Here is a 24,431-nt window from a genome sequence, read left to right as displayed (position 1 = left end):
CGATGGGTGGATATGGGTTTGACACGCCGTCCGGGGGCTCCCTGCATGGCGAAGGTTTATGGGGTTTCGGAACGGCATTATTTTCGCGGTTTTTGGGCGTTAAGGGGAGTCACCCCCGGCTACAAAGGTGTGGCTCCGCTACGCTTCGCCACACGGCGCTTCGCTTATTAACGGCGTCGGGGATTGTCGGTTGTTAATGAGCGTAGGCGAAGCCGAAGCGTCGTCCCGCGTAGCGGGACCTTTGTAGCCGGGGGTGAGCTCGCGAGAATGCGAATGTCCACGTACGGCAAGGCCTGCGAACCCCCCACATCCCGTCGCCATGCAGAGAGCCCCCGGAAGACGCCACGGCCCATCCAAACGCCCCCACATCCCGTCGCCATGCAGAGAGCCCCCGGAAGACGCCACGGCCCATCCAAACGCCCCCACATCCCGTCGCCGTGCAGCGAGTCCCCCCGGAAGACGCCCCCGCGCCGGGTCAATCCACCGGCGCGAAAAACGCCGCCATCGTCTCCGCCAACGAGCCGTCGTGAATCAGGTCGGCGGCCTTATTGATGTCGGGGTACATCACGCGGTCATGTTGCAAGAAGCTGACGTGCTCGCGCAGGTGCGCCAGCGCGCGGGCGGTGCCCTCGCCGAGCTGGTAGCCCTCGCGCAAGTCGAGGCCCTGGGCGGCGATCAAATACTCGATGCCCACGATCCGCTCGACATTCTCCAGCGCCCTGAGCGCGTGCATCGCGGCGTGCATGCCCATCGACACGTGGTCTTCCATATTCGCGCTGGTCGGGATGGAGTCGACGCTGGCCGGGAATGAGCGGGTCTTATTCTCGGAGACCAGCGCCGCGGCGACATATTGCGGGATCATCATCCCCGAGTTCAGGCCCGGGTTGGTGACCAAAAAGGGCGGCAGCCCCTCAGAGAAATATTTGTCGGTGAGCTTGGCCGAGCGACGCTCGGAGATGCTGCCGATCTCGGCGATCGCGATCTTCAGATAGTCCAGCGCCATCGCCACGGGCTGGCCGTGGAAGTTGCCGCCCGACAGGATCGCGCCGGGCTCGCCGTCTTTGGGCGGGAACACCAGCGGGTTGTCGGTGACCGCGTTGGCCTCGGTGGTCAGGACCTCGATGACGTGGTCGAGCACGTCGCGGCTGGCCCCGTGGACCTGGGGCATGCAGCGCAGGCAATAGGAATCCTGGACGTATTCCACCTTGCCCTCGATGCTGCCGGGCTGGGCGCCGGCGAGCTCGCTGCCCTTGAGCAAGCGCCGCACCACGCGGGCGCTGTGGATCTGCCCCGGGCGCCTGCGAAGCTCATGGATGCGCGCGTCGAGCGCGGCCAGCCGCCCACCGACCGCGTCGAAGCTCATCGCGCCGACGGTGTCCGCGCAGTCGAGCAGGCGGCGGAAATAGATCGCGGCGATCACCCCGGCCGCCGTCATCGCCTGGGTGCCGTTCAGCAGCGCGAGCCCCTCCTTATAGGTCAGGCGCACCGTCGACAGCCCGGCCGCCCGCATCGCCTCCTCGCCGCTCATCACCTCGCCCTTATACTCGGCTTCACCGTAGCCCAGGATCGGCAGGCACATATGCGCCAGCGGGCAGAGGTCCCCGCTGGCCCCCACGCTCCCCATCTCCGGCACGATCGGGTGCACGCCCCGATTGAGCATATCGACCAGCACCTGCAGGGTCGACAGCCGGATGCCCGAGTCGCCCTGGGCCAGCGCGTTGACCCGCAGGAGCATCATCGCGCGCACCACCTCGGTCGACAGCGGCGCGCCCACGCCGCACGCGTGGCTCACGATCAGCCGCTCCTGCAGGGTCTCGGCGTCCTCGGGGCGAATCACGTGGTTGCGGTTTGCCCCGAAGCCGGTGGTCACGCCGTACACGACCTTTCCGCTATGGGCCATCTCGCGCACAAAACGCGCCGCCTCGTTGATCTTGGCGTGCGCCGATTCGGCGAGCTGCACCTCTTTGCGGTCGACGACGACCGACTCGATTGTTTCAAGCGTGAGGAGGGTATGTCCGATTTCCATGATACTTCTGCCGCGTGAAAAGGGCGCCTCCAGGAGGCGATTTAAGTCGGATGAGGATTATTTGAGTTTGATGGCCGCCATCAGGCAGCTAAACCAGCCGACCATCAGGCTCACGCCGCCAATCGGGGTGATCGCGCCGAGCCACTTAATGCCGCTTAGCGTCAAGATATAGAGCGAGCCCGAGAAGATAAGGGTGCCGATAAAAAACGCCCAGCCGGCGGTGTTCGCCCAATTCGACGTCGGGTCTTGAGTCACCAGCCAGGCCGCCCCGAAGAGCGCCAGCGCGTGATACATCTGATATTTGGCCGCGGTCTCCCAGATTTCGAGCATCGGGGCGTCGAGGTGGTTCTCCAGCGCGTGGGCGCCGAATGCGCCCGAAGCCACGGCCAACAGGCCCAGGACCGAGCCAAAAATTACAAAGAGTTTCATGAGGTTACCGGGGTTATTGAGTCGGGATCATGGGGGGAAGCTCCGGGGAGTCCGCCGCAGGATCGGCGGTGATCTTCTCCAGGAGCTCGCGCGCCTCGCGCGCCGATTGGGCGCGCTCGGAGCGTGGGTCCAGCATATTAATCTCCTGGGCCAAAAAGATGACATCCTTGGCCGTCTGGGTGCCGAGGCCGCGCGCCCGCGCGTTCAATCGCGCGAAGCGTTTGGCTCCCATCTCGGCCCGGGCGCTCGGCGGTTTGACCTCGGCCGGAGCCCCGGCCTTATCGGCCTCGCATCCATAGCTGAAGGCGAGGGCCGACAGGCCGACGAGCGCGATGCGCATCTTCAAAAAACGTCGATTTGACGCTGCTTTATCCAATGGCCGCATATTAGAGTTCGTCCCAGAGATACGCGCTGGTCTCGATGCCTTTATAGAAGCACTCGAGGTTGAACTTCTCGTTGGGGCTGTGCAGACGGTCGTCGTCCAGGCCCAGTCCCATCAAGATGGTCGGGGATTTCAATTCATTGGCGAAGGTCGCGACCACCGGGATCGAGCCGCCGCCGCGGGTGAACACCGGGTCGACGCCCCAGGACTTCTTGAGCGCCCGGCTCGCCGCGCGCACCTGGTCGTTGTCGCGGTCGGTGAGGACGGGGTCGCCGCCGTGATGCGGCAAGAAGGTCAACTTCACCGTGTCCGGGGCGAGGCCCTCGATATAGTCGCGGGCCAGGTCGAAGACCTTCTCGGGGTCTTGGCCGGGGACCAGGCGACACGAGATCTTCGCCGACGCCGTCGACGGCAGCACCGTCTTGGCGCCCTCGCCGATGAACCCGCCCCAGATGCCGTTGCAATCCAGGGTCGGGCGCGCCCATTTGCGCTCAAGCGTGGTGTAGCCGACCTCGCCGCACAGCCCGGGGGCGCCGGTCTGGGCGCGGAATTTCTCGTCGTCGAAGGGCAACTTGGCGAATTGCTCGCGCTCGTCGGGGGTCAGCGGGATCACGTCGTCATAGAAGCCGGGGATCGCCACGCGCCCGTCTTTGTCGTGCAATTGGGCGATGATCTTGGCCAACTCGTTGATCGGGTTGGGCACGGTGCCGCCGAAGAGTCCCGAGTGAAGGTCGTGGTCGGGGCCCTGTACGGTCACCTCAAAATAGGTCAGCCCGCGCAGCCCGTAGGTCAGCGTCGGCATGCCCGGGGCGAACATCGAGGAGTCCGAGATCACCACCGCATCGCAGGCCAGACGCTCCTTATTGGCCACGACCCACGGAGTCAGGTTCGGGCTGCCGACCTCTTCCTCACCCTCGATGAGCAACTTCACGTTGACCGGCAATTCGCCGGCGGTTTTCAGGTGCGCTTCGAGGCCCTTAAAATGCGCAAAGAGCTGGCCCTTATCGTCGGTCGCGCCGCGGGCAAAGATCTTGCCGTCGCGCACGGTCGGCTCAAACGGCGGCGTCTCCCACAACTCCAAGGGGTCCGGCGGCTGCACATCGTAGTGCCCGTAGACCAGGATGGTCGGCTTGCCCGGCGCCTTGCAATGCTCGGCGTACACGATCGGGTGGCCCGGGGTCTGCTCGATCTGCACATCGTCGATGCCGATGCCCTTGAGGTGCTCGGCCACCCACTCGGCGCAACGCGCCACGTCTTCTTTGCGCTCCGAATCCGTCGAGATGCTCGGGATGCGCAAATATTCTTTGAGTTCTTCGAGGAATCGGTCCTGATTTTCGGCGAGGTAGTCGGGGATCTTCTGGTCGCTCATTTGGGGCTCCGAGTGGGGTGAGAGAGATTCGAATCACTGCGCAGATCCTTAGCGCAGGAGTGCCCTTTGCTTCAACCGTGGAGGATGCGATTTTTATCGATTTGAAGACGCTTCTGGGCCGAAACGGGCGAGGGCGCTGATGCGATGGAGCCGATGCGGCGCAGAGGGGGGGCGCCGGGGCTTAGGGAGTGGCTTCGGGCGGGGCGGGCCCGTCGATCTCGCGCGCGGCCTGGAGCATCTTCGGGAGCTTGATGCCGCCGCTGGGGCGAAGCTTCAGCGCGATCTTGCTGCTCTGAACCGCCGGCTCGCCGCCGTTGTCGACCGTCAGGGTGCGCTCAAAATCAAGGTCCGCGGCGACGCGGCTTCCGTCCTTGAGATCAACCAAAAAGATGCCCGACCCGCTGCCCTTCATGGCGAATTTGGTGGACGCGCTCGCCCGAACCTCGCCGTCCGCGTGGCCGTCCAATGTCTGGCGAATCACGCCGAGTTGGCGCCCGTCGACCTCGAGCGTGCCGACGAAGCGGTTCGAGATCGTGACCGTCCCCTCGGCGTGCATTTTCTTATCATCCGGGTCGACCCACAGCGGGCGCTCATAGGACCAGGTGTCGCCCGGGTTAAGCGCGTCGGCGGTGAAGCGCGGGGTCAAAAACGCCTGGCTATCGCGCACCAAATAAAGGATACGGCGCGCCTCGGGGTTGGGCACATTGCGCCACTCAAAGTCGATATTCTCGCCATTTGGCTGCAAAAAGGTGCGCGTCACCGAGCCCTGCAATAGGCCCGCGACCTGCGCGCTGATATTCTTTCCGAGCAACCCGGAGTTCTGCTCCTGCACGGTGTGAACGGCGGCGCGCACATCGGTATAGGTGCGCGTGGCCGCCAGAGCGTCGGGCGACACCGTCTTGCCATTGGGGTCGATCGCGGCGTCGGCTTCGGCGACCCCGAACATCTCCGGCAGGTCCTCATCGGCGTCTCCGGCGAGGAGCTCGCTGCGAAGGGCGAAGACCTCTTCGAAATTCAGCGCGATCTGGGTGCGAAGCCCCACCGATTCCCCCTGGGCCTCCACCGTCTTTGAGTCCTGGCGCAGCTCAAGCGTCGAGCGGCGCGCGTCGAGGGGGGCGTAGGCGAACCGGACGCCGCGAATCGACGTGTCCACACCCTCGTCATTGATCTCTAGCGGCGCGATTTGCTGCGCGCTGTCTTCGAGGTGCTCGACCGGCTCAACTTTATTGGGGTTCCGCGCTCTGGGTGATCGCCAGATAATATCCGAGCACCATCATCGCGCTCGCCAGGGCGAAGAGCGGCAGCAGCCGCTGGCGCGATGCGGGGGATTTCTCGGGTTGAGCTTGAGCGTCGGTGGAGTTTTTCAAGGTGAAACCGTTTTTAAAGCCTGGGGAGCACCGCCGGAGCAGGGCCATCGAAGAAGCAGCGACCTTTTAGTCCCGAGGTTCGGGAAGGTCAAACGGCGGTTTGCCCGAAATCGAGCGCCGCGCGCAGATCTTAGCGCAGCGCCCAGAGCAAAAACGCCGCTGCGCTCAGCGTGCTCAACAGCGTCAAAAGATAGGTTGGATGGAAGGGGCTGAGGTCTATCAAGATCGTCTTCGGAGCCGGTGGTGGCGCGCGCGTTGGGTCTCGGAAAAAGAGGCGCTCCGAGCGAACTCGAAGCGCCTCCCTTATCCAACAATCGAGCGCGGCAGATTAATCACATTTTTTCTGCGGATTCAGCAGCCGCGCGTCTTTGGGCGGCTCGAAGGTGAAGCCGCTATCCGGCAGATTCTTGTTGATCTTCGCCTTGGCGAATTCGATCTGATTGGTGTTGCCGTAGGGGTCGAAGATCGTGGTCTTCTTCACCTGGAAGGTCTTCGGGTCCAGCTCGAATACCAGGCGGGTGTATTTCGAGGTAGGCACCTTCGGGACCAAATTGAGCACCGGCTTCTTGGCCGTCGAGTTGTCCGCGAAGCTGATGTTGAACTCTTTGATCAGGTCGCCCTGACCCATCAAAAATTTCAGGCTCGTGGGCAATTGGCTGTCGGCCAGGCATTTTTTGAACGCCTGTTTGAACTCGTATTCGTAGATCCAGAAGCTCGCGCCGTCGCTGACCAGCACCTTGGAGCGGCCTTTGCCGCCGGGGTTATAATAATCCCAGCGCATCTTTCCGGGCTTCTTGAAATAGACCCGGCCCTTGCTGGTCTTGGTCGCTCCGGCGGCAATATCGGTGTAAATCTGCTGGAAATGTGCGTTATAGTCGGCGGTTTCTTTGTAGAAGTCCTGAATGCGCTCGGCGACGTCATTGGCCGACATCTCGGCGGGGCCCGACCCTTTGGATGCCTTGGCTTCTTTGGCGGCCTTCTCCTGGGCCAGGGCGTTGGCGCCGCTGCTCAGCTCGAAGACGCCGTCGGAAGAGGGCTGCACGCTGAGCGCGACGCCGCTGGTGAGTCCGACGATGGCGGCGGCGGTCCATAATCGGCGGCCGATTCGATTCGTTGTCGTACTTCGTGGCTTCATTATAACGTCCATATTTGCGGAAAATAATGCGAAAATGATGTGGGTGGAGCCGGGCCGAAACCCGCTGCTCATCTTCTTGGACGCGGGCGAGCGGAACTTATTCTAGTGAAATTCGCGCAAGGGCGAGCGATCCGCCCGCAGCCGCGCTCTGGCGGCGCAATGGGCCGCCAAACGCCATCATCATCGCTGTGATTTCAAAACTCAGGAGACCAATTGCTCCGGCTCATCGCCCGACTGGTTTATCAGCTCAATCAGCACTGAGATGACCTTTTTGGGGTCGGCCTCCAAGACGCGAAAACGCAGCCCCTCCCAGATAACCTCGTGGCCCGGCTCGGGAACCCCGCCGACCTGGCTCATCAAGAAGCCGCCCAGGGATTCATAGTCGGGATGGTCGGGCAATTCGAGGCCAAAAAATTCTTCGACCTCATGAATCGGGGTGCGCGCGTCCACGCGCACATGGCTGTCGTCGATGGGCACCATCTGCGAGGGCTCGACGTCGTATTCGTCCTGAATATCGCCGAAGATCTCTTCGCTGATATCCTCCAGGGTGATGACCCCGGAGGTGCCGCCGAATTCGTCGACCACGATCGCCATATGAAGGCGCTCGGTCTGGAACTCGGTCAGCAATTGGGCGACGCGCTTGCCCTCGGGCACGAAATAGGGGCGGCGCATATAATCGCGCAGGTGGAAGTTGTCGGCCTGCCCGCTGGCGATCACGCTCAGGATATCCTTGGCGTAGAAGACGCCGACGACATCGTCGACGCTGCCCTCATAGACCGGCAGGCGGCTGTGTCCGCAGTTGACCAACTCGTCGATGATCTCGTTAAAGGTCATCTCAATGGTCAGGGACACGACGTCGGTGCGGGGCACCATCAGCTCGCGCACCAGGGTGTCGGAGAACTCGAAGACCGAGCGCAACAGGCGCTCACCATTCTCGCCGAAGCTACCCTCCAGGGAGCCCTGGTCGAGCATATGCTCGAGATCTTCGGTGGTGACCGACGGCTCCATGGCATCCTCATCTTCGCCGATCAGGTGGTAGAGCGCGCTGGAGAGCCCCATAAAGACGAAGGTCAGCGGCGAGAGCAGGAATTGGACAGGCAGCGTCAGCGTGAGCATCGGCGCGACGACCTTCTGGGCGCGCCGCTCCCCGAGTGTTCGCGGCAGGGCCTCCCCAAAGGTGAGGACCAAGAAGGCTACCGTCGCCACCGCCGCGGCGAGCAAGCTGCCGAAGCGGGAGGGGTCTGTCAGGTACGGACCCCCAAGGATCAACGCGCCATGGGCCGCGAGCGCGGCCGCCCCAAGATTGCTAAGAGTATTGGCAATAAGAAGTCCGCTGTTCACTCGATCCGGCGTATTGCGCCACATCGTGAGTGCGTAGCTTCCTTTTTGCTCGACCAATTTTCGCGCTTGAGATTCCGTCAGAGAATTCAGCGCTGTTTGCGTCGTCGAAAATAGCCCTGAGCCCAGAAGACACAGTACGATACCGACGACGTCGGGTAATACGGATTCCAAAATGTCTCGACCAGCAAATAACGTGAAGAAAACGGCGACCCAGTCGCCGCCCCGGCGCCGATGAGCCCCTAATCGCGACGCGATTCTCTTGGCTCCATCGTTGCCCGCACGCCATACAACATACACAAAAGACGGTGCTGCGGTGTTATGCTCGCTCTTTGTGCCGAGTTGTGACGCTCAGCCCGCGCTGCGTTAACGCACGCGCGCGAGAAATAACACCTCCAAAAACACCGCCAGCTAAAATACTCTTGTTTCGTCGCCTGCCTGTCAAGAAAAGGCGGGGTTAATGGGTAAATAAAAACACGCATTAAGTTATTCCAAGCTGATTCCAAATGGCGACAAAATGTCGTCTGGGCGCATCGCGAGGCCCGGTTTTATTCGGGCTGGTCAACCCTGCGCATTCTTTGCTATCCCGGACGCGCGCGAGGACTCCGGGCGCGACCCGAAGATGCGCGCTGTCCCCATCCTTTCCCTGCGGTTGTCTTCGCTGCAATGATTCTTCACACGAGCCATGCCGCCGGGACCGTCGCCGACACATAGCGTTCGCTCATGAATACAAAAAGCCCGGTGCTGCGCCTGTTCCCCGTCCTGCTGGTCAACCTGATCGGCTTCGCGATCTCGATCCCGGTGCTCCCCGCGCTGGCCTACGCGTTGGACGGAACCGCGACCGACGTCGGTTTCCTCTACGCAATCCAGGCGCTCGGCCAACTGCTGATGGCGCCGATCTGGGGCGCCATCTCGGACCGATTCGGCCGAAAACGCACCCTCATCGCGACCTTCTTGACCGCCGCGGTCTTCGAGGTGATGACCGCCCTGACCCCCGCCCTCTGGCTGCTCTATATCGTGCGCTTTCTGGTGGGCATGTGCGCCGGCAACGTCGCCACCGCCAGCGCGCTCATCGCCGACTCCACCGACCCCCAATCGCGAAGCAAGGGCATGGCGGTCATCGGCATCAGCTTCGGCATCGGCTTTACGATCGGCGCGGGGCTGGGCGCCTGGATCAGCACCTTCGGGGCGTCTGGCCCCGGCCCGCTGGCCACCGGCCTGCCGTTTGCGATCGGCGCCTGCATCTACGTCATCGCCGCCATTATGGGCGTCTTCTTGTTGATCGAGCCCACCCGAGACGCCGCCGCGCGCCGCGAAAACCGCGTCAAGACCGGCCTCGCCTCGATCGCCCATCACCTTAAGAGTCGCCCGGTCGCGCTGATGTGTGGCATCTTCTTCTCCTATTCGCTCGCCATTACCATCATGGAAGGGACGTTTTTCGTCTACGCCAACGAGATCTACGGCTGGGAGCAAAAACAGGTCGGCATGTCGTTCGCCGCCTTCGGCCTGCTCATGGCCCTGGTGCAGGGCGGCATCGGGCGCATCTCCAAAAAGATCGGCGACCGCAGGATGGTCGGCATCGGGGTGTTGCTGGTGGGCGTTGGACTCACGGTGACCCCGTTCAACCACGCCCTCTGGTTCCTCTTCGTCTTCTTGGGGCTCGCCACCGTCGGCCGCGCCCTGGTGCACCCGGGCATCCTGTCGATGACCTCAAGCCTGAGCCCCGACCCCTCCCAGACCGGCGCGCTTATGGGGGTCTTGCAATCCTTCGCGAGCCTGTCGCGCGTCGTCGGCCCCGCCATCGGCGGGCTGATCTTCGTGCATATCTCCCACGGCGCCCCGTTCTGGCTCTCGGGCGTGCTCTTGCTCGTCACCGGCGCCTGGTGGTGGAAGGCGGGGCGCGTGTTAATGGCCCGGGACTCGGCCTCAGTCGGCCGATGACGTGATATAATACCAACTCACCCCGAACATCTTGACCTCTTCGCCGCCGCTGCCGCTCTCGGGCTCGACGTCCCAGACCCCGTCGAGATACCGGGGCTTGGTGACCTCCTCCCAGCGGAAGCTCTCGTAGATCTCCCAATGCAGTCGTGACCAATGCTGGCCGCCGTCTTCGGCCAGGATCGGCATGGTGCGGTGGAAGGGGAAGGTCTGCCAATATTCACCGTCGATGACCTCCGAGCGGAAGCCCTCCTGCCCCTCAGTCGGGATGGGCTCAGTGAAGGGAACGCGCCGGGTCACGAACCCGCGATACTCAACCCAGCCTTCGCCGGAGTCGTAGGATTCCCCCTCGTAGGTGGTGTCAGAGTAGGCCCTAAAGAACGTGAACTCACCGGGAAACGCCTGACCCAGGGTGTGCAGCGTGCCGTCGACCGTGATGCGCAGCCAGTCCATCTTGACCCGCCCATGGGTATATTGGGCGCTGGGGATCGCGGCGGTCTCGCAGGAGCCCATCAGGTTGTCCTCGAGCATATTTGCGACCGTCGGCTCATCGTGCTCGAAGCAATTCACCGCGCTCGCGGCATCCGCCGAGGTCTGAATATCGTATTTGCTCAGCGCGATCTCGAACTCCTTGGGCGTCTGCCCGCCGAAGCCATCCGAGAAGGTCTTCTCGCTGAGGTCTCCGGCCAGGTAGATCGCGATGGTGCCGTCCTCGGGCGGTGGTTCATCGGCGTCGGCGACGTCCTCGCCCGCCGCATCCTCGCCCGCTGTGTCCTCGCCCGCAGCATCCTCGCCCGCAGCATCCTCAATCGCTATATCCTCGTCGGAGACATCTTCCGCGAGCGCATCTTCTTCGGCGACATCCTCCTCCGAAATATCCCACTGCGCGTCCGCCTGTGAGCCGGTATCTTGCGTGGACCGCTGACTCGGGGCCGACTCGGTGCAGCCGCCCCCAAATAGACTTACGACGAGGCACATGGCGAGCGATTTCCAGATAAATTGTGACATGGGACCATCCGGTTTCGGGGCGTAACGGGAGCACGAAAAAAGCGCATAAGAAAATAGCGATACCGCAGGTTCACAGAAAAAGGAGCCGAATTCAATAAAAAGCACCGCGCCGATGGCAACCATAATGGGGGGGCAGTGCGCTGCGAATTGACAGCACGCCCCGAAATCGACCAATAGTCGCGCCATGATAAAGACCTTTGCAAACACGACGGTCCCGCGAATTCTGGCCTTTCTTCAACGCCGAAAGCTCCCACTTATGCTCATCGCGCTTCTTTTCCTCTTCGCGCTGCAAACCGGCAACGACCTGTTGCGCGCGCTCGAGACTGACGTCGCCAGCCAGTCCATCGGCACGACCTCCGCCGGCGAACTCCACCACGGCAAACGCCTGCCGAGCAGCGGCGCGAACTTCACGACCTACTCCCGACTCGGCTCCCTCATCGGGCGCACCTGCGTACCCGACCGCGTCCGCGACGCGATCCTCGGCGCCTACGAAACACTCGCCGAAGACCGGCCCGCCACGCATTTCACCTTCGGTGAGACCGCCTGGTGCGCAGGCGGCGGCCGCCTGCGCCCGCACCGAACCCACCAAAACGGCCTCGCCGTCGACTTTATGGTCCCGGTGCTCACCCACGCCGGCGAGCCGGCGTTCTTCCCTGCCTGGCCGTGGACCAAATTCGGCTACGGGGTCGACTTCGACGTCCGCGGCCAGACCAAAAATCTGAAGATCGACTTCGACGCCATCGCCGCACACCTGCTCGCCCTCGAGCGCACGGCACGCGCCCAGGGCCTTAAGATCGACCGCGTAATCTTCGCCCCCGAGCTGCGCGACGCGTTATTTAACGCAGTCGGCGGCAAAGAGGTGCGCGCGCGCATTGAGTTTATGAAGGGCAAGGCGTGGGTGCGCCATGATGAGCATTATCATGTGGATTTTGCCGTTTTGCGCTAAAAATCTTTGGTTTCGCGCTCGCCTCGACGCCAGCGGCGCGGTCGCCGTGCGATACGTCTACGCCACGCGGGCATATGTGCCGGATTTGATCCTCAAAGATAACCGAACCTACCGCGTGATCACCGACCATTTAGGCTCGGTTCGCCTGGTCGTCGACGCCGCCGATGGCACTGTCATGCAGCGCCTCGAATACGACGCGTTCGGCAATATCATCGCGGACACCAACCCCGGCTTTCAGCCGTTTGGCTTTGCCGGCGGCATCCATGACCCGCTGACCGAGCTTATCCATTTCGGCCACCGCGACTACGACCCTCGCGCCCGCCGATGGACCACGCCGGACCCGACGGGTTTTGGCGGTGGCACGGTGAATCTCTATTTGTATGGGGCGAATGATCCGCTACAGTTTGTGGACCCCAATGGCGAAGCGGTGGTTGTTGTCACACTTGTCGTCGCTGCGGCAGTCGTTGGGTATGCTTATTCAACTCTCGTTCATAACACTGCATTGAACTCGGGAAATGAGGCAGGCGAGGTATTGGACGGTTATGGTGTGGATAAGGGGCCGACGGATGCGCTGCGCCATTGTACCATGAATTGTAATATGCGGCGTAAACATGGGTTTGAATTTGCTGTCCTGGCATCCTGGTATCATGAGGTCCCTGAGCAATGGGCGAAATTCAATTTCGAGAATACGCCAGATTTTGAACCACGCCAGATGGATGAGCATAATAATGTTTGTGGCCGCTTAATTGCGCGTGTTGAGAATTCGAAAATACCGTGTGTAGAGCATTGCAAAAACGCGTTAATTGAAGGGCGTCTCAAGATGATGCCTGAGAGCCTTTGGTGCCCACCAGAGGCTGACTGCAGCAGTGGGAAAGCCATTTGGGATTCTTGGAGGCATCCATGAGCGACAAGAACAAAATTGTGAGCATCAAATCTAACAGTGCTAAGGGAGTCAATTGGTCAGAGATATCAATCACAATTGCCGTTTTTCTTGCTTTGCTTACGTTGCCGTGTTGGATCTCTCTGTTTAGGCATTACGCTTTTGACCGAGATTTTGATTCGACGATTTGGCGCACCGAACCCAACAAGCGCTATACGATGGTCCACGACCTCACAGATCAACTCGAAAACTCACAATATAGCAGCGAGCGACTGCTCGAAATGCTGGGGGATCCGGGCGGCAGCCCTCCATATCAGCAAATGTCGTGGTCGCTGGGAGAATGTACGGTAGATTCCGGGATCCCATCCTCTTATTGTTATTGCTGGTTGGAGATCAAGCTCGTCAATAACCGGCTGGATGAGGTTCGGACCCATTGTAGCTGAACGGAGCACCTCGAGATGCTCCCCGAGGATACGTGGACTCATCCCGATAACGACGTCGAGCTTGGCCGCAGCATCTGGGAATCATGGAAGAGTCTATGAGCGATAAAATCAACATTGTGAGCATCCAAACTCCGCGTAGAGCTTGGGTGTTCCCTATATTTGGGGTTGGTATTGCAGTCGCTTTTATTATGGCCTTTTTTGCCGTCACCGGTCCGTACTTCTTTATCGACTATGAGTTCAACGCGGTCACATGGCGGACCCAGATCAATAAACGCCCGGGAATGGTCAACGCGCTGCTAGAGGAGCTTGAGGGCAAAAACTATAGTCGCGAACAATTGCTAGATATGCTCGGAGAGTCCGGGCTCGAGAAGCGACCCCGAGCCTCAAATGTCCTGGAGTTTGGCGGATTGTGATTTTAGCTATAGTTATTGCCTTTGCTATTTGGATATCTATTTGGAGCACGATCATATGATCGATGCTGGCAAGCATTGCAGCTAATTTATCGTCTGAGAAGATTGAGCCGATGATGTCCACAACATCATGGCAGCAGCCAAAAGATCATTCGCAAAGCTAGCGATCTCCGAGAAAACCGAAACCCCACGCCATGCAAGGAGCCCCCGGAGGGCGACTCGCACAACGCGTCCGCACATCTAGCCCGATCGCATATCCCCCACACCAGCATAGTTGACAGTCCCCCATCGCCTCCATATAGTTCGCCGAATCTGTGCCCGGGTCTATTTTTTCGAAGATGGACTTTCGGCAGCCGGCGGCTAGGATCGGCGCCGTCACAGATAGGCTCCTGAGGAGTACGCCAGATAGAGGCGGTGATTTTCGACTATATTTCACCGGCATCTTTTCGCAATTCCGACGGTTTTTGTTTTTAGGTGGGCCCGCATTTTTCGATGGCGCGGGTCCTTTCAACGTAACTCTCAACCTTTTCGCATCACTTAAGGTCGTCATGACAACCCACCAAACTACTGAACCCACAACGCAAGACTTTGCGGCGCTTTTCGAGGAGTTCGACCAGGATATCCAGGTCGTCAACGAAAACGAAATCACGCAGGGCCGTATCCTCGAGATCGGCCAGGATTATGTCCTCATCGACATCGGCTTCAAATCCGAAGGCCGCGTCGCGGTTGACGAATTTAAAGACGAAGCTGGCCAGGTTCCCTACGCCGTCGGCGATATGGTCGACGTGCTCGTGGAAGCCCGCGAGGACGAGTCCGGTCAATGTGTGCTCTCGAAAGAGCGTGCAGACCGCATGAAGGTCTGGGACGCGATCGCAGAGAAAGCCGACGACGACCAGCTGGTGCGTGGTATCATCACCAACCGTGTCAAAGGTGGCCTGCACGTCGACATCGGCGTCAAAGCCTTCTTGCCCGGCAGCCAGGTCGAGCTTCGCCCGACCCGCAACTTGGACAAATATCTGGGCCAAGAGTACGCCTTCCAGATCATCAAGTTCAACCAGGCTCGCCACAATATCGTCCTGAGCCGCCGCGCCCTCCTCGAAGAAGAGCGCGCTGAGCTCAAGCGCAAGACGCTTATCAAGCTTAAGCAAGGCGCTGTCATCGACGGTATCGTCAAGAATATCACCGACTACGGTGCGTTCGTCGACCTCGGCGGCATCGACGGCCTGCTTCATATCACCGATATGAGCTGGGGCCGCGTGGCTCACCCCACCGAGATGTTCAACGTCGGCGACGAGATTCAGGTCAAAGTCCTGAAGTTCAACTCCGAGAACGAGCGTGTCAGCCTCGGCTACAAGCAGCTCACCCCGGATCCGTGGGAAGGCGCCGAAGAGCGTTACCCCGCTGGCGTCCACGTCTTGGGCAAAGTTGTCAGCCTTATCGACTACGGTGCATTCGTCGAGCTTGAGGAAGGCATTGAAGGCCTGATTCATATCTCCGAGATGAGCTGGACCCGTCGCATCAAGCACCCCAACCGGGTTGTCAGCGAAGGCGAAGTCATCGAGGTCGCGGTCCTCAACTTGGACACCAACGAGAAAAAAGTCTCGCTCGGTATCAAGCAGATCGACCCGAATCCGTGGGAATTGCTCGAAGACCGCTACCCGGTCGGAACGCGCATCCTCGGCAACATCCGCAACATCACCGACTTCGGTATCTTCATCGGTATCGAAGAAGGCATCGACGGCCTGGTTCACATCAGCGACATCAGCTGGACCCAGAAAATCCGTCACCCGTCCGAGATGTACGAAGTCGGACAGGAAGTTGAAGCCGTCGTGCTCAATATCGACGTCAACAACGAGCGCTTCTCGCTGGGTATCAAGCAGCTTGAGCCCGATCCGTGGGAGACCATCCCGCAGCGCTATCCCCCAGGAAAGATCATCCCGGCCAAGATCACCAAGATCACCGACTTCGGCGCCTTCGCGCAGATCGAAGAGGGTATCGAGGGTCTGATCCACATCTCCGAGCTCGCAGAGCGCCGGATCGAAGATGTGCGGGAAGTCGTCAACGTCGACGAAGAGCACAAAGTCGAAGTCATCAGCGTCGACCCCAAAGAGCGCAAAATCGCTCTGTCGATCAAGAACTTCGTGCGTCGCTCAGAGCGCGGCAGCCTGCAAGAGTACACCGAGAACCAGGGTGCTACCGCGCAGTTGGGAGACCTTCTCAAAGGCAAGCTCGGCGAGATCGCTGAAGCCGTCGAAGAGAAAGAAGCACCCGAAGCTGACGAGGCTGGTGGAGACGAAGCGACTTCCGAAACGGAATGAGCCGCGACTTTCGCTAGAGTCTAAAGCCGGCTGATTTATCAGCCGCGAAGAATCCCCGGGCAGGAATGCCCGGGGATTTTTTATTGTTCAATCCCCGCGCAAATTTAGCGCGCACCTTGCACCCTTTTGGCGACGATGCCATCGTAGGCGCGCTGTATAATTCTCTATGATATTGTTGGCCTAATGATTGAAAAACTCGAAAAAACCCGGCTGATCTTTGTCACCGGCAAGGGCGGCGTCGGCAAGAGCACGGTCGTCGCGACCCTGGCCCGCGCGCTCGCCGCGCGTGGTCGCCGCACCCTGGTGGTCGAGACCGACGCCTTCTCCGCGATGCCCGACCTTCTGGGGCTCTCCACCCTCGATAGCGCGGCCGGCCCGCAGGCCGCCGGCGACAACCTCTGGGCCGAAAATTTCGAGGCCGACGAGTGCTTCGTGCGCACCCTGAGCCGCTTCGTGCCAAGCAAGCGCATCGCGCGCGCCGTGGTCGGCAATAAGGTCGCCCGCGTCTTCTTTAAGGCCGCGCCCTCGGTCAACGAATTCGTCATCCTCGACCAGATCGTCGAGGAGGTCGACCGCGTCGAAGATGGCCAGAAGGTCTACGACCATATCGTCGTCGATCTTCCCGCCAGCGGCCACGCGCTCACCTTTTTGGGCGTCCCCCAGACATTGAAGGGAATGATGAAAGTCGGCCCCATCGCCAAGCGCGCCCAGCGCATCGCCGAGGATATCCGCGACCCCGAGCGCACCTCGATCGTCGCGGTGTGTGTGCCCGAAGAGATGCCGGTCAACGAGACGATCGAGCTTGCCGACAACCTCCAGGAGGAGCTCGGTCGCGGACTGAGCGCCGCCGTGGTCAATATGGTCCACGGCATGCCGGTGAGCGCCGAGAACGCCGACGCCCTGGTCGACCTGCTCGATAAATTGCAGGCGTCCGGCGAGATCAAGGCCGACGCGATCCACGATAAGGACGCGCCCGCGCTTCAGAAGTTGCTCGCCGGCAGCGCGCTCGCCGTGGGATGGCACCAGCGCGACGGGCATTATCTGGGGCTCTTGAAGCAGCGAATCTCCGCCTCGATTAAGACGCTGCCGGTCATCTATGATGTCGACAGCGCGCGGATCGTCGATCTGCTCGCTGCCGCCATCGCGAAGCCGACCCCGGCCTAGCACCGGCGCCGCGAGAGACCACGAAACGCCCGCTTTTCCAAACCGATCACCGAAGGGTTGCATGTGAGCCAGTCCCAGCATTCCGAGACTCCGTCCACCGACTTTGAAGACGCCGCCGCCGGCCCGGTCGCCCATTGCCTGGCGAACGGGCGCTTAATCGTGTGCAGCGGCCCGGGCGGCGTCGGCAAGACCACTACCGCCGCGGCCCTCGGCTTGCGCGGTGCCCTGATGGGCCGGAAGGTCATCGTCCTGACCATCGACCCGGCCAAACGCCTGGCCAATAGTCTCGGGCTCGACGAGCTCACCAACACCCCGCAGCAAATCGCGCTCGACGCTCACGCCGACGAATTGCCCGACCCCGGCGAGGGCGAGTTGTGGGCGATGATGCTCGACCAGGAGCAGACCTTCGCCGACCTGGTGCGCCGCCACGCCCCCGACCGCGGGGCGCTGGAGCGAGCCGAAGAGAATAATATCTATAAGCTGCTGTCGACCGCGCTGCACGGCATGCAGGAATATATGGCGCTCGAGAAGCTCCACGACCTCTACACCGGCGGCTATTTCGACCTGGTGGTGCTCGACACCCCGCCGACCAAAAACGCGCTGGATTTCCTGGAGACCCCCAAGCGCGCGTCGCGCTTCTTCGACGACCGCATCGTCAAATGGTTTTTGCCCGATAAGTCGACCAAAAAGGGCCTGCTCGGCCGCGTCTTTAACCCCGGCGCGCTGGTCCAAAACCTGCTCGCGAAGATCTTCGGTGAGTCATTTATCGGCGATTTGATCGAGTTCTTTGACACCTTTCAATACCTCTTCGAGGTGCTCAAAGATCGCGGCGATATGATCGAGTTTATCCTGCGCGACCCGCAGACGTATTTTTTGATCATCTGCAGCGCCGACCCGCGGCGCATCCGCGAGGCGCTGTATTTCCACGAGAAGCTCGGCACCCTCGACCAGGAGGCGCAGGCATTTATCATCAACCGGGTCACGCCGCGCTTCGACCTCGACGACCTCGAACCGCTGGACGCCGGCGAGTTTAGCAGCCTGCTGGCCAGGCACGGGTTTAAGGATGCCGCGCAGACCACCGCCCTGCGCGAGCAACTTCAAACGCATTATCGCGCCCTGGCCGAGCGCGCCCGCAAAGACCGCGCCGCCATCGCCGAGCTGGCCAAAAAGATCAGCGAAGACCGCCTGCAGGCCATCCCGCTGCTCGGCCAGGACGTGCATACCCTCGGCGCGCTGCTCAAGCTGAGCCAATGGCTGACGCCTTCGACGACGACCGCATGAACGAGGGCTCCGAATATTTGGCGCTGCTGCGCGCACGCGGCGCGCACGCATTGAGCGCGCATTTTCGCGCCGAGCCATACACGCCCGGCGCGCACGCTCGCCCGTCGCGCGGCCTCTGGGTCAGCGCCGAGATGCGCTGCCAACTCCTCGACGGCGCCCACACACCCGAGGCCCCCGGCTTCCTCATCCTCCCCCGCGAAGACGGCGCGCCGCTGACGGTGCTCGCCGCGCTCTTAAGCTCGCGCGTCCTTCAATGCGCCGTCGGCGAACCCCTCACGCTCCCAACCCTTCGCGCGCTCCCGTTGCCCGCGCGAGACGCGCGCTTCGAGGCGCAGCTCAACGCCCTCTGGCGGCACGCCGCGTCCAACTTCGGCGCGGACACCAGCGCCCCTCAGTGGCGACCCATCCTCGCCAGCTTCGACCGCATCGGCGCTGAGTTATACCAACTCTCCCTCGATGAATTGATGCGCTATTTGTCCTGAGATGACCTTTATAATTCTCTCGATTAATCCTCGCTTCGCGATATGATAGAGGTCGATGCTATGACCTCTTATTATCGCGATTTTTTTATATTGTGCTTCTAATTTTTGAGCCCGACCATGCTTAAGCCGCACGCCCTTCAACGTCTCTTCCTGCTCGGCCTCTGTCTTGCGTTCTCGGCGCTGCTCGGGTGCGCCGATGATTCGAAGCATTGCACCGGCTCAGATTGCGGGGTGATCGAGAGCGGGTGCGAGCCAGCCTGTCAGAGCGGGGAGTCGTGCGTCTCCGGGCAATGCATGGTGCGCGGCGCGAGCTGCTCGCAGGCGGGCGAGAGTTGCCTTCCTGGGTATGAGGAGGCCAGCGGGTTTGTCTGCATGGATTGGCGCCAACCGGGCGGCGGCGGGGCGGTCTGCTCGACCAATTGCGCGTTCACCGGCGAGTGTGCGAGCGGCTCGGCTTGTTACGCGTTGCACTCAAATACCGACTCGTATTGCCAGAGCGCGGGGGATTGCCCCGAGGGCAAGGCCTGCCTGCAAGGCGTCTGTCGCTTCGCGGCGTGCCAGCCGTCGAATTGCTCCGGCCCCGTCAGCGGTCAGGCGGAGTGCGACGAGAAATTCGCCGGTCACCCGGACTTCCCATATGGCACGCGCTGTGTGCCGGCCGGCAATGACGCTCATTTTTGCGCGCCCGCCGGCACGCGCGAGGTCGGTGAGGTCTGCGTCGACGCGGCCGCGGCGGCCCAAACGCAAAATTACCCGGCGACCTGCGCCGCCGGCCTGAGCTGTGTCGACGATATCTGCCTGCAGAGCTGCGCCAATGATAATGAGTGCGACGCGCCCGAGACCTGTGTGCTCGAAGCGGGCGAGGCGGTCGGTTTTTGCGCGAATTCTTGCGCGCCGTTTGAGGCGGACTCCTGCCCGGCCGGCGAGATGTGCAAGCCGCTCACCGGCGCCCTCGGGCAATGTGTGCCGGCGGGCGTCAAAGAGGCGTTCGCCCGCTGTGAGCCGGGCGCCGAAGAGTGCGCCGCGGGCACCCTATGCGTGGCATATCCGGGCGCCGGCGGCGAGGCGCGCTGCCAGCCGATCTGCGACCTGTCGCCGTCCTCGACCGCCGAAGATGGCTCAATCGCCCCGGGCGCCCAGGCGGCCCGCGACGCGACCTGCCCACAACCCGAAACCGCCCCCGCGTCGCTGCGCCTCGCGCACGTGGCCGACTCCCTCGGAGCGGTCGATATCTACCTCGATAGCGCCGCCGACCCGCTGGTCGAGGGCCTCGCCTTCGACGCGACTTTCCCGAGCGACGCGGCCTGGCACGCGCTTCCGGGCGGTCGCTATCGCCTGCGCGCCTTGCCCGCGGGCGCGCCGCGCAGTGATTTGCCGCTGGCCGACTTCAATATCGACCTCGTTGCGGGGCAGGGCACAACCGCGCTGCTCGCCGTGGCCAAACCCAGCGCCGCCGAAGACGCAGAATTTCTGTCCCTTGGCGCCGCAGCGGCCGACGCCCGCAGCGCCCAGGTCGACTTTCGACTCGCCCATTTGGTCGCCGATCTCGGCGCGATCGACGTGGTCCTCATCGCCGCAAATGCCGACGCCTCCAACCTCGGCAATCACACCCTCTTGGCCGAAAATCTGCGCCGCGGCGAGGCGCGCCCGGCCGGCAGCACGCTCTTCGAACTCTCGGCGCAAGATGTCGGCATGTCTTTGAAATTGCTGGTCTTTCCGAGCGGCGCTGATCGAGGCGACCCGGCCCGGATGCTCTTTGAGACCGACCCCTTTATGCTTAACGAAGACGCCACGCTTATCCTTAATGGGACGATGGACGAGGGTGATTTGACGCCGAGCCATCTTCTGTCGCAGCTCGCCATGGGCGACGTCGCGCCGGCGAGCGCCGCAGGCGCGCGATACTCTTGCGTGGAATTGGCGGAGCAGCCCTTCGGCGTCTGTCAGCAGATTTGCGCCGGCGGCGCGGCGGACTACGGTCAAAATACCTGCGAGGGCGAGGGTTTAGGGTGCGCGCCGGTCTTTTTGTCGAACCGTCAGCAATGGCAAAACCTCTGCGCGCCGGTCGGCGCCAAGGGCGTCGACGACGCCTGTGACCCGTACGTCGCGCAGGGCCAGTGCGCCGAGGGGCTCTATTGCCAGGCGCTTGGGGTGAGTCAGGCGGGGATGAGCCTGCCGGCCGGGCGATGTACGCCGCTTTGCGACGTCGACGCCCCGCACGCCGGGGCGCCGCTGGGTTGCGAGGCCGCGCAGGCATGTCAGGCGCTTGAGCCGGGCAGCAATTTCGAGATCGGGCGATGCGGCTGGACCTGCGAGCCGGGCACCGGCTACCAGGACACGAGCTGCCCCGAAGGGCTCGATCGCTGCGAGCCCAACGCCACCTTGCGCGATGACCTCTCCGGCCAGGCCGCCCCGCAGATTCACTACGAGCAACCCTTTTGCGCCGCCGCCGGCCCGCGCCAACCCGGCGAAAATTGCCAGGGCAATGACTGCGCCGCCGGCAGCGAATGCCTCTTCCCGCGCTCGGTGCAGACCGACTTCACCTCGACCCTGGCCTCGCCGTATTTCGGCGGCCCCGGGTTGGTCCCGGTCTGCATGCCCTCGTGTGATCCCTTCGACGCAGACTCCTCGGCGAACCGCTGCGCCACCGGCGAAACCTGCCTCTTCAACGCCTGGAACGCCGAGGTCGGCCACTGCGCGCCCATCGCCGAGAACCTCGCCCCGCTGGAGCGCTGCGCCCAGCCCGGACTCGCCTGCGGCGAAGACTCCATCTGCGCGCTCAGTCAGAACACGCCGATTTGTCTTCGCTTTTGCGATTACCTGGGCACGGACTCTCAGGGCGCCTATTTGCAGAGCACCTGCCCGGGCGATCTGCGCTGCGAGCCGCTCATCAACGATATCGGGATCTGCCAGACGCCATAAGGGGATGCGCGCCTTTGATGTTCGCGCGCTGCAAGTGCTGGAAGAAGAAGATTTTTTGCTTTTCGCGCTGTTCTTCGCTATGCAGGTGGGGGAAATATCTTGATATAGTAGAGAAGAACGACGATGACGCAATACAGACTCTATCATTTGGCGCTGGTCTACCTGGCGCTCGCGGGGCTCTGCCTCGGGCTGGCGGGTTGTGGCTCCTCTGAGGTCGCCGAGCCAAAGTGCACCGATGACTTTGAGTGCGCCTTCCGCGAGAGCTGCGATATCGACCGGGGAGTCTGCGTTCCGATCGACATGTGGACGCCGGCCGACGCGTCCTCGACGCCCGAATGCACCGGCGACGCCGGTTGCCCCGACGACCAGGTTTGCAATAGCGCCGGGGAGTGCGAGGCGGGCGACGTCTCGGACGCCGGCGACGCGACCCCGAACGAAGACATGGACGCAGACGCGGATGTGGACGCGTGTGACCCTGCCTGCGCAGACGACGAGACTTGCACGGACGGCGCTTGCGTTCCCAACGACCCCACCGTGTGCAACCCGGCGTGCAGCGTTGAGGAGCATTGCGACAATAATGTGTGCGTCTCTAACGCCAGTGACCCCAACGCCTGCCGCCCGACCTGCGCCAGCGACGAGACCTGTTATAGCGGCACTTGCGTCTCGAATAATTACCCCAGCTGCGACCTCGGCTGCAGCGTTGAGGAGCATTGCGAAAACGGCCTGTGCATCCCCAACGCCATGGGTGGCTGCAACCCGGTGTGCGGCGAGAACGAGTTCTGCGAGGGCGGTGAGTGCGTGCCCGCCGCGCCTGGCCCCAGCGGCCAGCCCTGCACCCTCTGGTCCTCCGAGAGCCAGTGCCCGAGCGGTGAGATCTGCGCGGTCGCCAGAAATTTCGAGGGCCACTGCACCGCCAGCATTGACCCCGCGCCCACCGCGCTTGGCGACTCATGCTCGCCCGACTACGACACCTGCGGCGTCTACGTGCCGAACCCCAACGAGAACGCCGAGGCATTTAGCATCGCGTGTTTCCAGGTCGGGGCCGCCGACTTCTCCTGCTTGATGCATTGTCGCATCGGAAATGGGGACTGTGATAGGCTCGAAGGCTACGGAGACGGCGGGGTATATGAGAGTTATGAGTGCACCGCCGCGGGTTATTTCCCCAGGTATTCGAATATCGGTGTGTGCTCCCGAAGCAGTTGATAATCAGCGCTTGACCCCTGTTTTCAGGACCGCGCGCCCCAGCTAAACTTCGCGCTTCGCGATAATCAAGATGTATAGAGCACAAATACTAAGGAAGAATGATGATGAAGAAATATAAACTGAAAAATTTGCTGCTGAGCCTCTTCGCGGTGGCAGCCCTTTGCTTTGGGCTGGCGGCGTGTGGTTCGGACGAGGCGGCCGAGCCGGAGTGTACCGACGATTTCGACTGCGCGTTCGCCCAGAGCTGCAATGTCGAAGCCGGCGTATGCGAATCCAACATCGGCAGCGGTGGCGGGGGCCATCCCACGCTGCCCGACCGCGTCGCGGACGCGGAGTGCTCAAGCGACGCCGGCTGCGCCCTCGGCCAGACCTGCAACGTCGCGCTCGGCAAATGCGAAGCGGGTGAGTCCTCCAATAATAACAACGCGAATAACACGCCTGATCCCAACGTGTGCAACCCGGCCTGCGCGAGCGATGAGACCTGCGACAGCGGCACCTGCGTGCCCAATACGCCGGTCGACCCGAACGTGTGCGACCCGGGCTGCGATATCTCGGAGCATTGCAGCAACGGCCAATGCGTGCCGAACGCCTCCGACCCCAACGTCTGCAGCCCCGCCTGCGCGACCGGATATACCTGCGACAGCGGCACCTGCGTGGCCGACAACCCGCCCGCCGACGGTTGCGACCCGGGCTGCGATATCTCGGAGCATTGCAGCAACGGCCAATGCGTGCCGAACGCGTCGAACCCCAACGAGTGCAACCCGGCCTGCGGCTTCGGTGAAACCTGCCAGGCGGGCACCTGCGTGGCCGACACCCCCGACCCGGACGTGTGCAACCCTGCCTGTCCGTCCGGCTATACCTGTCAGAATAATATCTGCATCCCGCCCCAGGACGGCTGCAACGGCTCCTGCCCCTCGGGATATACCTGCGAAGGCAGCCTCTGCGTGCCCGAGAGCACCGGCGGCGGTCAGCCATGCACGCTGTGGACCTCCAATAACGGATGCGCGAGCAACGAAGTCTGCAACCCGGTCAGCGACACCCAGGGCGTGTGCACCAGCAGCATCGACCCGGCGCCGTCGAGCCTCGGCGACCAATGCTCGCCCTCCTACGAGACCTGCGGTCAGATGAGCGACGGCTTTGGCGTGGCTTGCCTGGCGAACGCCGGCGACACCTATTCCTGCTTTATGCATTGCCGCGTCGGCTACGGCGACTGCGACTTCCTCGATGATTATTGGACCGGCGAGTATTATTATTGCGTCGGCGCTGGGAGCGTCTTCCCGGGCGCCCCGAACGTCGGCGTTTGTTCGCAATAGTCGGCTCAGCGCTGGTTGATTTGAGAAGGGATGAGGCACGCGCCTCATCCTTTTTCTTTGCCCGCGACTTCGGGCAAGAT

General features: G+C 62.1%; 21 protein-coding genes. 12 read left to right on the top strand and 9 right to left on the bottom strand.

What is annotated here, in order from left to right:
• Window positions 1–475 precede the first annotated feature (475 nt).
• From hutH to DN745_RS16215, 8 genes are all read right to left on the bottom strand, one after another.
• The gene (gene hutH / locus DN745_RS16250; RefSeq protein WP_111336434.1) at window positions 476–2,026 is read right to left on the bottom strand and encodes a histidine ammonia-lyase; all 1,551 of its coding nucleotides are present in this window, start codon (window positions 2,024–2,026) and stop codon (window positions 476–478) included.
• Between the two features lie 57 nt (window positions 2,027–2,083).
• Window positions 2,084–2,455 (bottom strand): DUF423 domain-containing protein, encoded by a 372-nt coding sequence (locus DN745_RS16245; RefSeq protein WP_111336433.1) that lies wholly within the window; start codon window positions 2,453–2,455, stop codon window positions 2,084–2,086.
• Window positions 2,456–2,468: 13 nt separating this feature from the next.
• Window positions 2,469–2,840, bottom strand: a complete 372-nt coding sequence (locus tag DN745_RS16240) for a hypothetical protein (protein ID WP_111336431.1) — start codon at window positions 2,838–2,840, stop codon at window positions 2,469–2,471.
• A gap of 1 nt (window position 2,841) precedes the next feature.
• The gene (locus tag DN745_RS16235; RefSeq protein WP_111336430.1) at window positions 2,842–4,206 is read right to left on the bottom strand and encodes a dipeptidase; all 1,365 of its coding nucleotides are present in this window, start codon (window positions 4,204–4,206) and stop codon (window positions 2,842–2,844) included.
• A 181-nt stretch (window positions 4,207–4,387) separates the two neighbouring features.
• Entirely contained in the window at window positions 4,388–5,359 is a 972-nt protein-coding gene (locus DN745_RS16230) for a hypothetical protein (protein ID WP_111336428.1), read from the bottom strand.
• A gap of 70 nt (window positions 5,360–5,429) precedes the next feature.
• Entirely contained in the window at window positions 5,430–5,573 is a 144-nt protein-coding gene (locus tag DN745_RS16225; protein ID WP_162687733.1) for a hypothetical protein, read from the bottom strand.
• Window positions 5,574–5,901: 328 nt separating this feature from the next.
• The gene (gene lolA / locus DN745_RS16220; RefSeq protein WP_162687732.1) at window positions 5,902–6,708 is read right to left on the bottom strand and encodes an outer membrane lipoprotein periplasmic chaperone LolA; all 807 of its coding nucleotides are present in this window, start codon (window positions 6,706–6,708) and stop codon (window positions 5,902–5,904) included.
• A 201-nt stretch (window positions 6,709–6,909) separates the two neighbouring features.
• Window positions 6,910–8,346 carry a hemolysin family protein gene (locus DN745_RS16215; protein WP_111336424.1) on the bottom strand — a complete coding sequence of 479 codons (1,437 nt, stop codon included), beginning with the start codon at window positions 8,344–8,346 and terminating at the stop codon, window positions 6,910–6,912.
• 423 nt (window positions 8,347–8,769) lie between these two features.
• Here DN745_RS16215 and DN745_RS16210 point away from each other — a divergent pair, with 423 nt between their 5' ends.
• Complete coding sequence (locus tag DN745_RS16210) at window positions 8,770–9,987, top strand: MFS transporter (RefSeq protein WP_111336422.1); 1,218 nt, start codon at window positions 8,770–8,772, stop codon at window positions 9,985–9,987.
• Here DN745_RS16210 and DN745_RS16205 read toward each other — a convergent pair.
• A complete protein-coding gene (locus DN745_RS16205; protein WP_133621937.1) occupies window positions 9,973–10,992 on the bottom strand; it encodes a hypothetical protein in 1,020 nt (339 codons plus the stop codon). The two genes, DN745_RS16210 and DN745_RS16205, sit on opposite strands and share 15 nt — an antisense overlap.
• Window positions 10,993–11,248: 256 nt before the next feature.
• Here DN745_RS16205 and DN745_RS16200 point away from each other — a divergent pair, with 256 nt between their 5' ends.
• The 11 genes from DN745_RS16200 to DN745_RS16150 all read left to right on the top strand — a co-directional run bounded on the left by DN745_RS16200 (window position 11,249) and on the right by DN745_RS16150 (window position 24,351).
• Window positions 11,249–11,938, top strand: coding sequence for a penicillin-insensitive murein endopeptidase (locus DN745_RS16200; protein ID WP_162687730.1), 690 nt, complete (start codon window positions 11,249–11,251; stop codon window positions 11,936–11,938).
• Entirely contained in the window at window positions 11,898–12,842 is a 945-nt protein-coding gene (locus DN745_RS16195) for an RHS repeat domain-containing protein (RefSeq protein WP_111336418.1), read from the top strand. The genes DN745_RS16200 and DN745_RS16195 overlap by 41 nt, the downstream gene beginning before the upstream one ends.
• Entirely contained in the window at window positions 12,839–13,261 is a 423-nt protein-coding gene (locus tag DN745_RS16190) for a hypothetical protein (RefSeq protein ID WP_111336416.1), read from the top strand. The genes DN745_RS16195 and DN745_RS16190 overlap by 4 nt, the downstream gene beginning before the upstream one ends.
• A 95-nt stretch (window positions 13,262–13,356) precedes the next feature.
• The gene (locus tag DN745_RS16185) at window positions 13,357–13,674 is read left to right on the top strand and encodes a hypothetical protein (RefSeq protein ID WP_133621938.1); all 318 of its coding nucleotides are present in this window, start codon (window positions 13,357–13,359) and stop codon (window positions 13,672–13,674) included.
• A 545-nt stretch (window positions 13,675–14,219) separates the two neighbouring features.
• Entirely contained in the window at window positions 14,220–15,989 is a 1,770-nt protein-coding gene (locus tag DN745_RS16180; RefSeq protein WP_111336413.1) for a 30S ribosomal protein S1, read from the top strand.
• A gap of 183 nt (window positions 15,990–16,172) precedes the next feature.
• A complete protein-coding gene (locus DN745_RS16175) occupies window positions 16,173–17,153 on the top strand; it encodes an ArsA family ATPase (protein WP_111336412.1) in 981 nt (326 codons plus the stop codon).
• Window positions 17,154–17,216: 63 nt separating this feature from the next.
• On the top strand, window positions 17,217–18,434 hold the full coding sequence (locus DN745_RS16170; RefSeq protein WP_162687729.1) for an ArsA family ATPase: 1,218 nt from the start codon (window positions 17,217–17,219) through the stop codon (window positions 18,432–18,434).
• On the top strand, window positions 18,404–18,916 hold the full coding sequence (locus DN745_RS16165; protein WP_111336409.1) for a hypothetical protein: 513 nt from the start codon (window positions 18,404–18,406) through the stop codon (window positions 18,914–18,916). The genes DN745_RS16170 and DN745_RS16165 overlap by 31 nt, the downstream gene beginning before the upstream one ends.
• Window positions 18,917–19,033: 117 nt before the next feature.
• Entirely contained in the window at window positions 19,034–21,835 is a 2,802-nt protein-coding gene (locus DN745_RS16160; protein ID WP_111336407.1) for a DUF4397 domain-containing protein, read from the top strand.
• A 123-nt stretch (window positions 21,836–21,958) separates the two neighbouring features.
• Window positions 21,959–23,038: a hypothetical protein gene (locus tag DN745_RS16155; RefSeq protein WP_111336405.1), complete on the top strand. Its 1,080-nt coding sequence runs from the start codon at window positions 21,959–21,961 to the stop codon at window positions 23,036–23,038.
• A 104-nt stretch (window positions 23,039–23,142) separates the two neighbouring features.
• The gene (locus DN745_RS16150) at window positions 23,143–24,351 is read left to right on the top strand and encodes a hypothetical protein (RefSeq protein ID WP_133621939.1); all 1,209 of its coding nucleotides are present in this window, start codon (window positions 23,143–23,145) and stop codon (window positions 24,349–24,351) included.
• Window positions 24,352–24,431 lie beyond the last annotated feature (80 nt).

Source organism: Bradymonas sediminis, from assembly GCF_003258315.1.
Lineage (GTDB): Bacteria > Myxococcota_A > Bradymonadia > Bradymonadales > Bradymonadaceae > Bradymonas > Bradymonas sediminis.
Note: the sequence above shows the minus strand (reverse complement) of the source record. Positions and strands in the feature narration are given on the sequence as shown.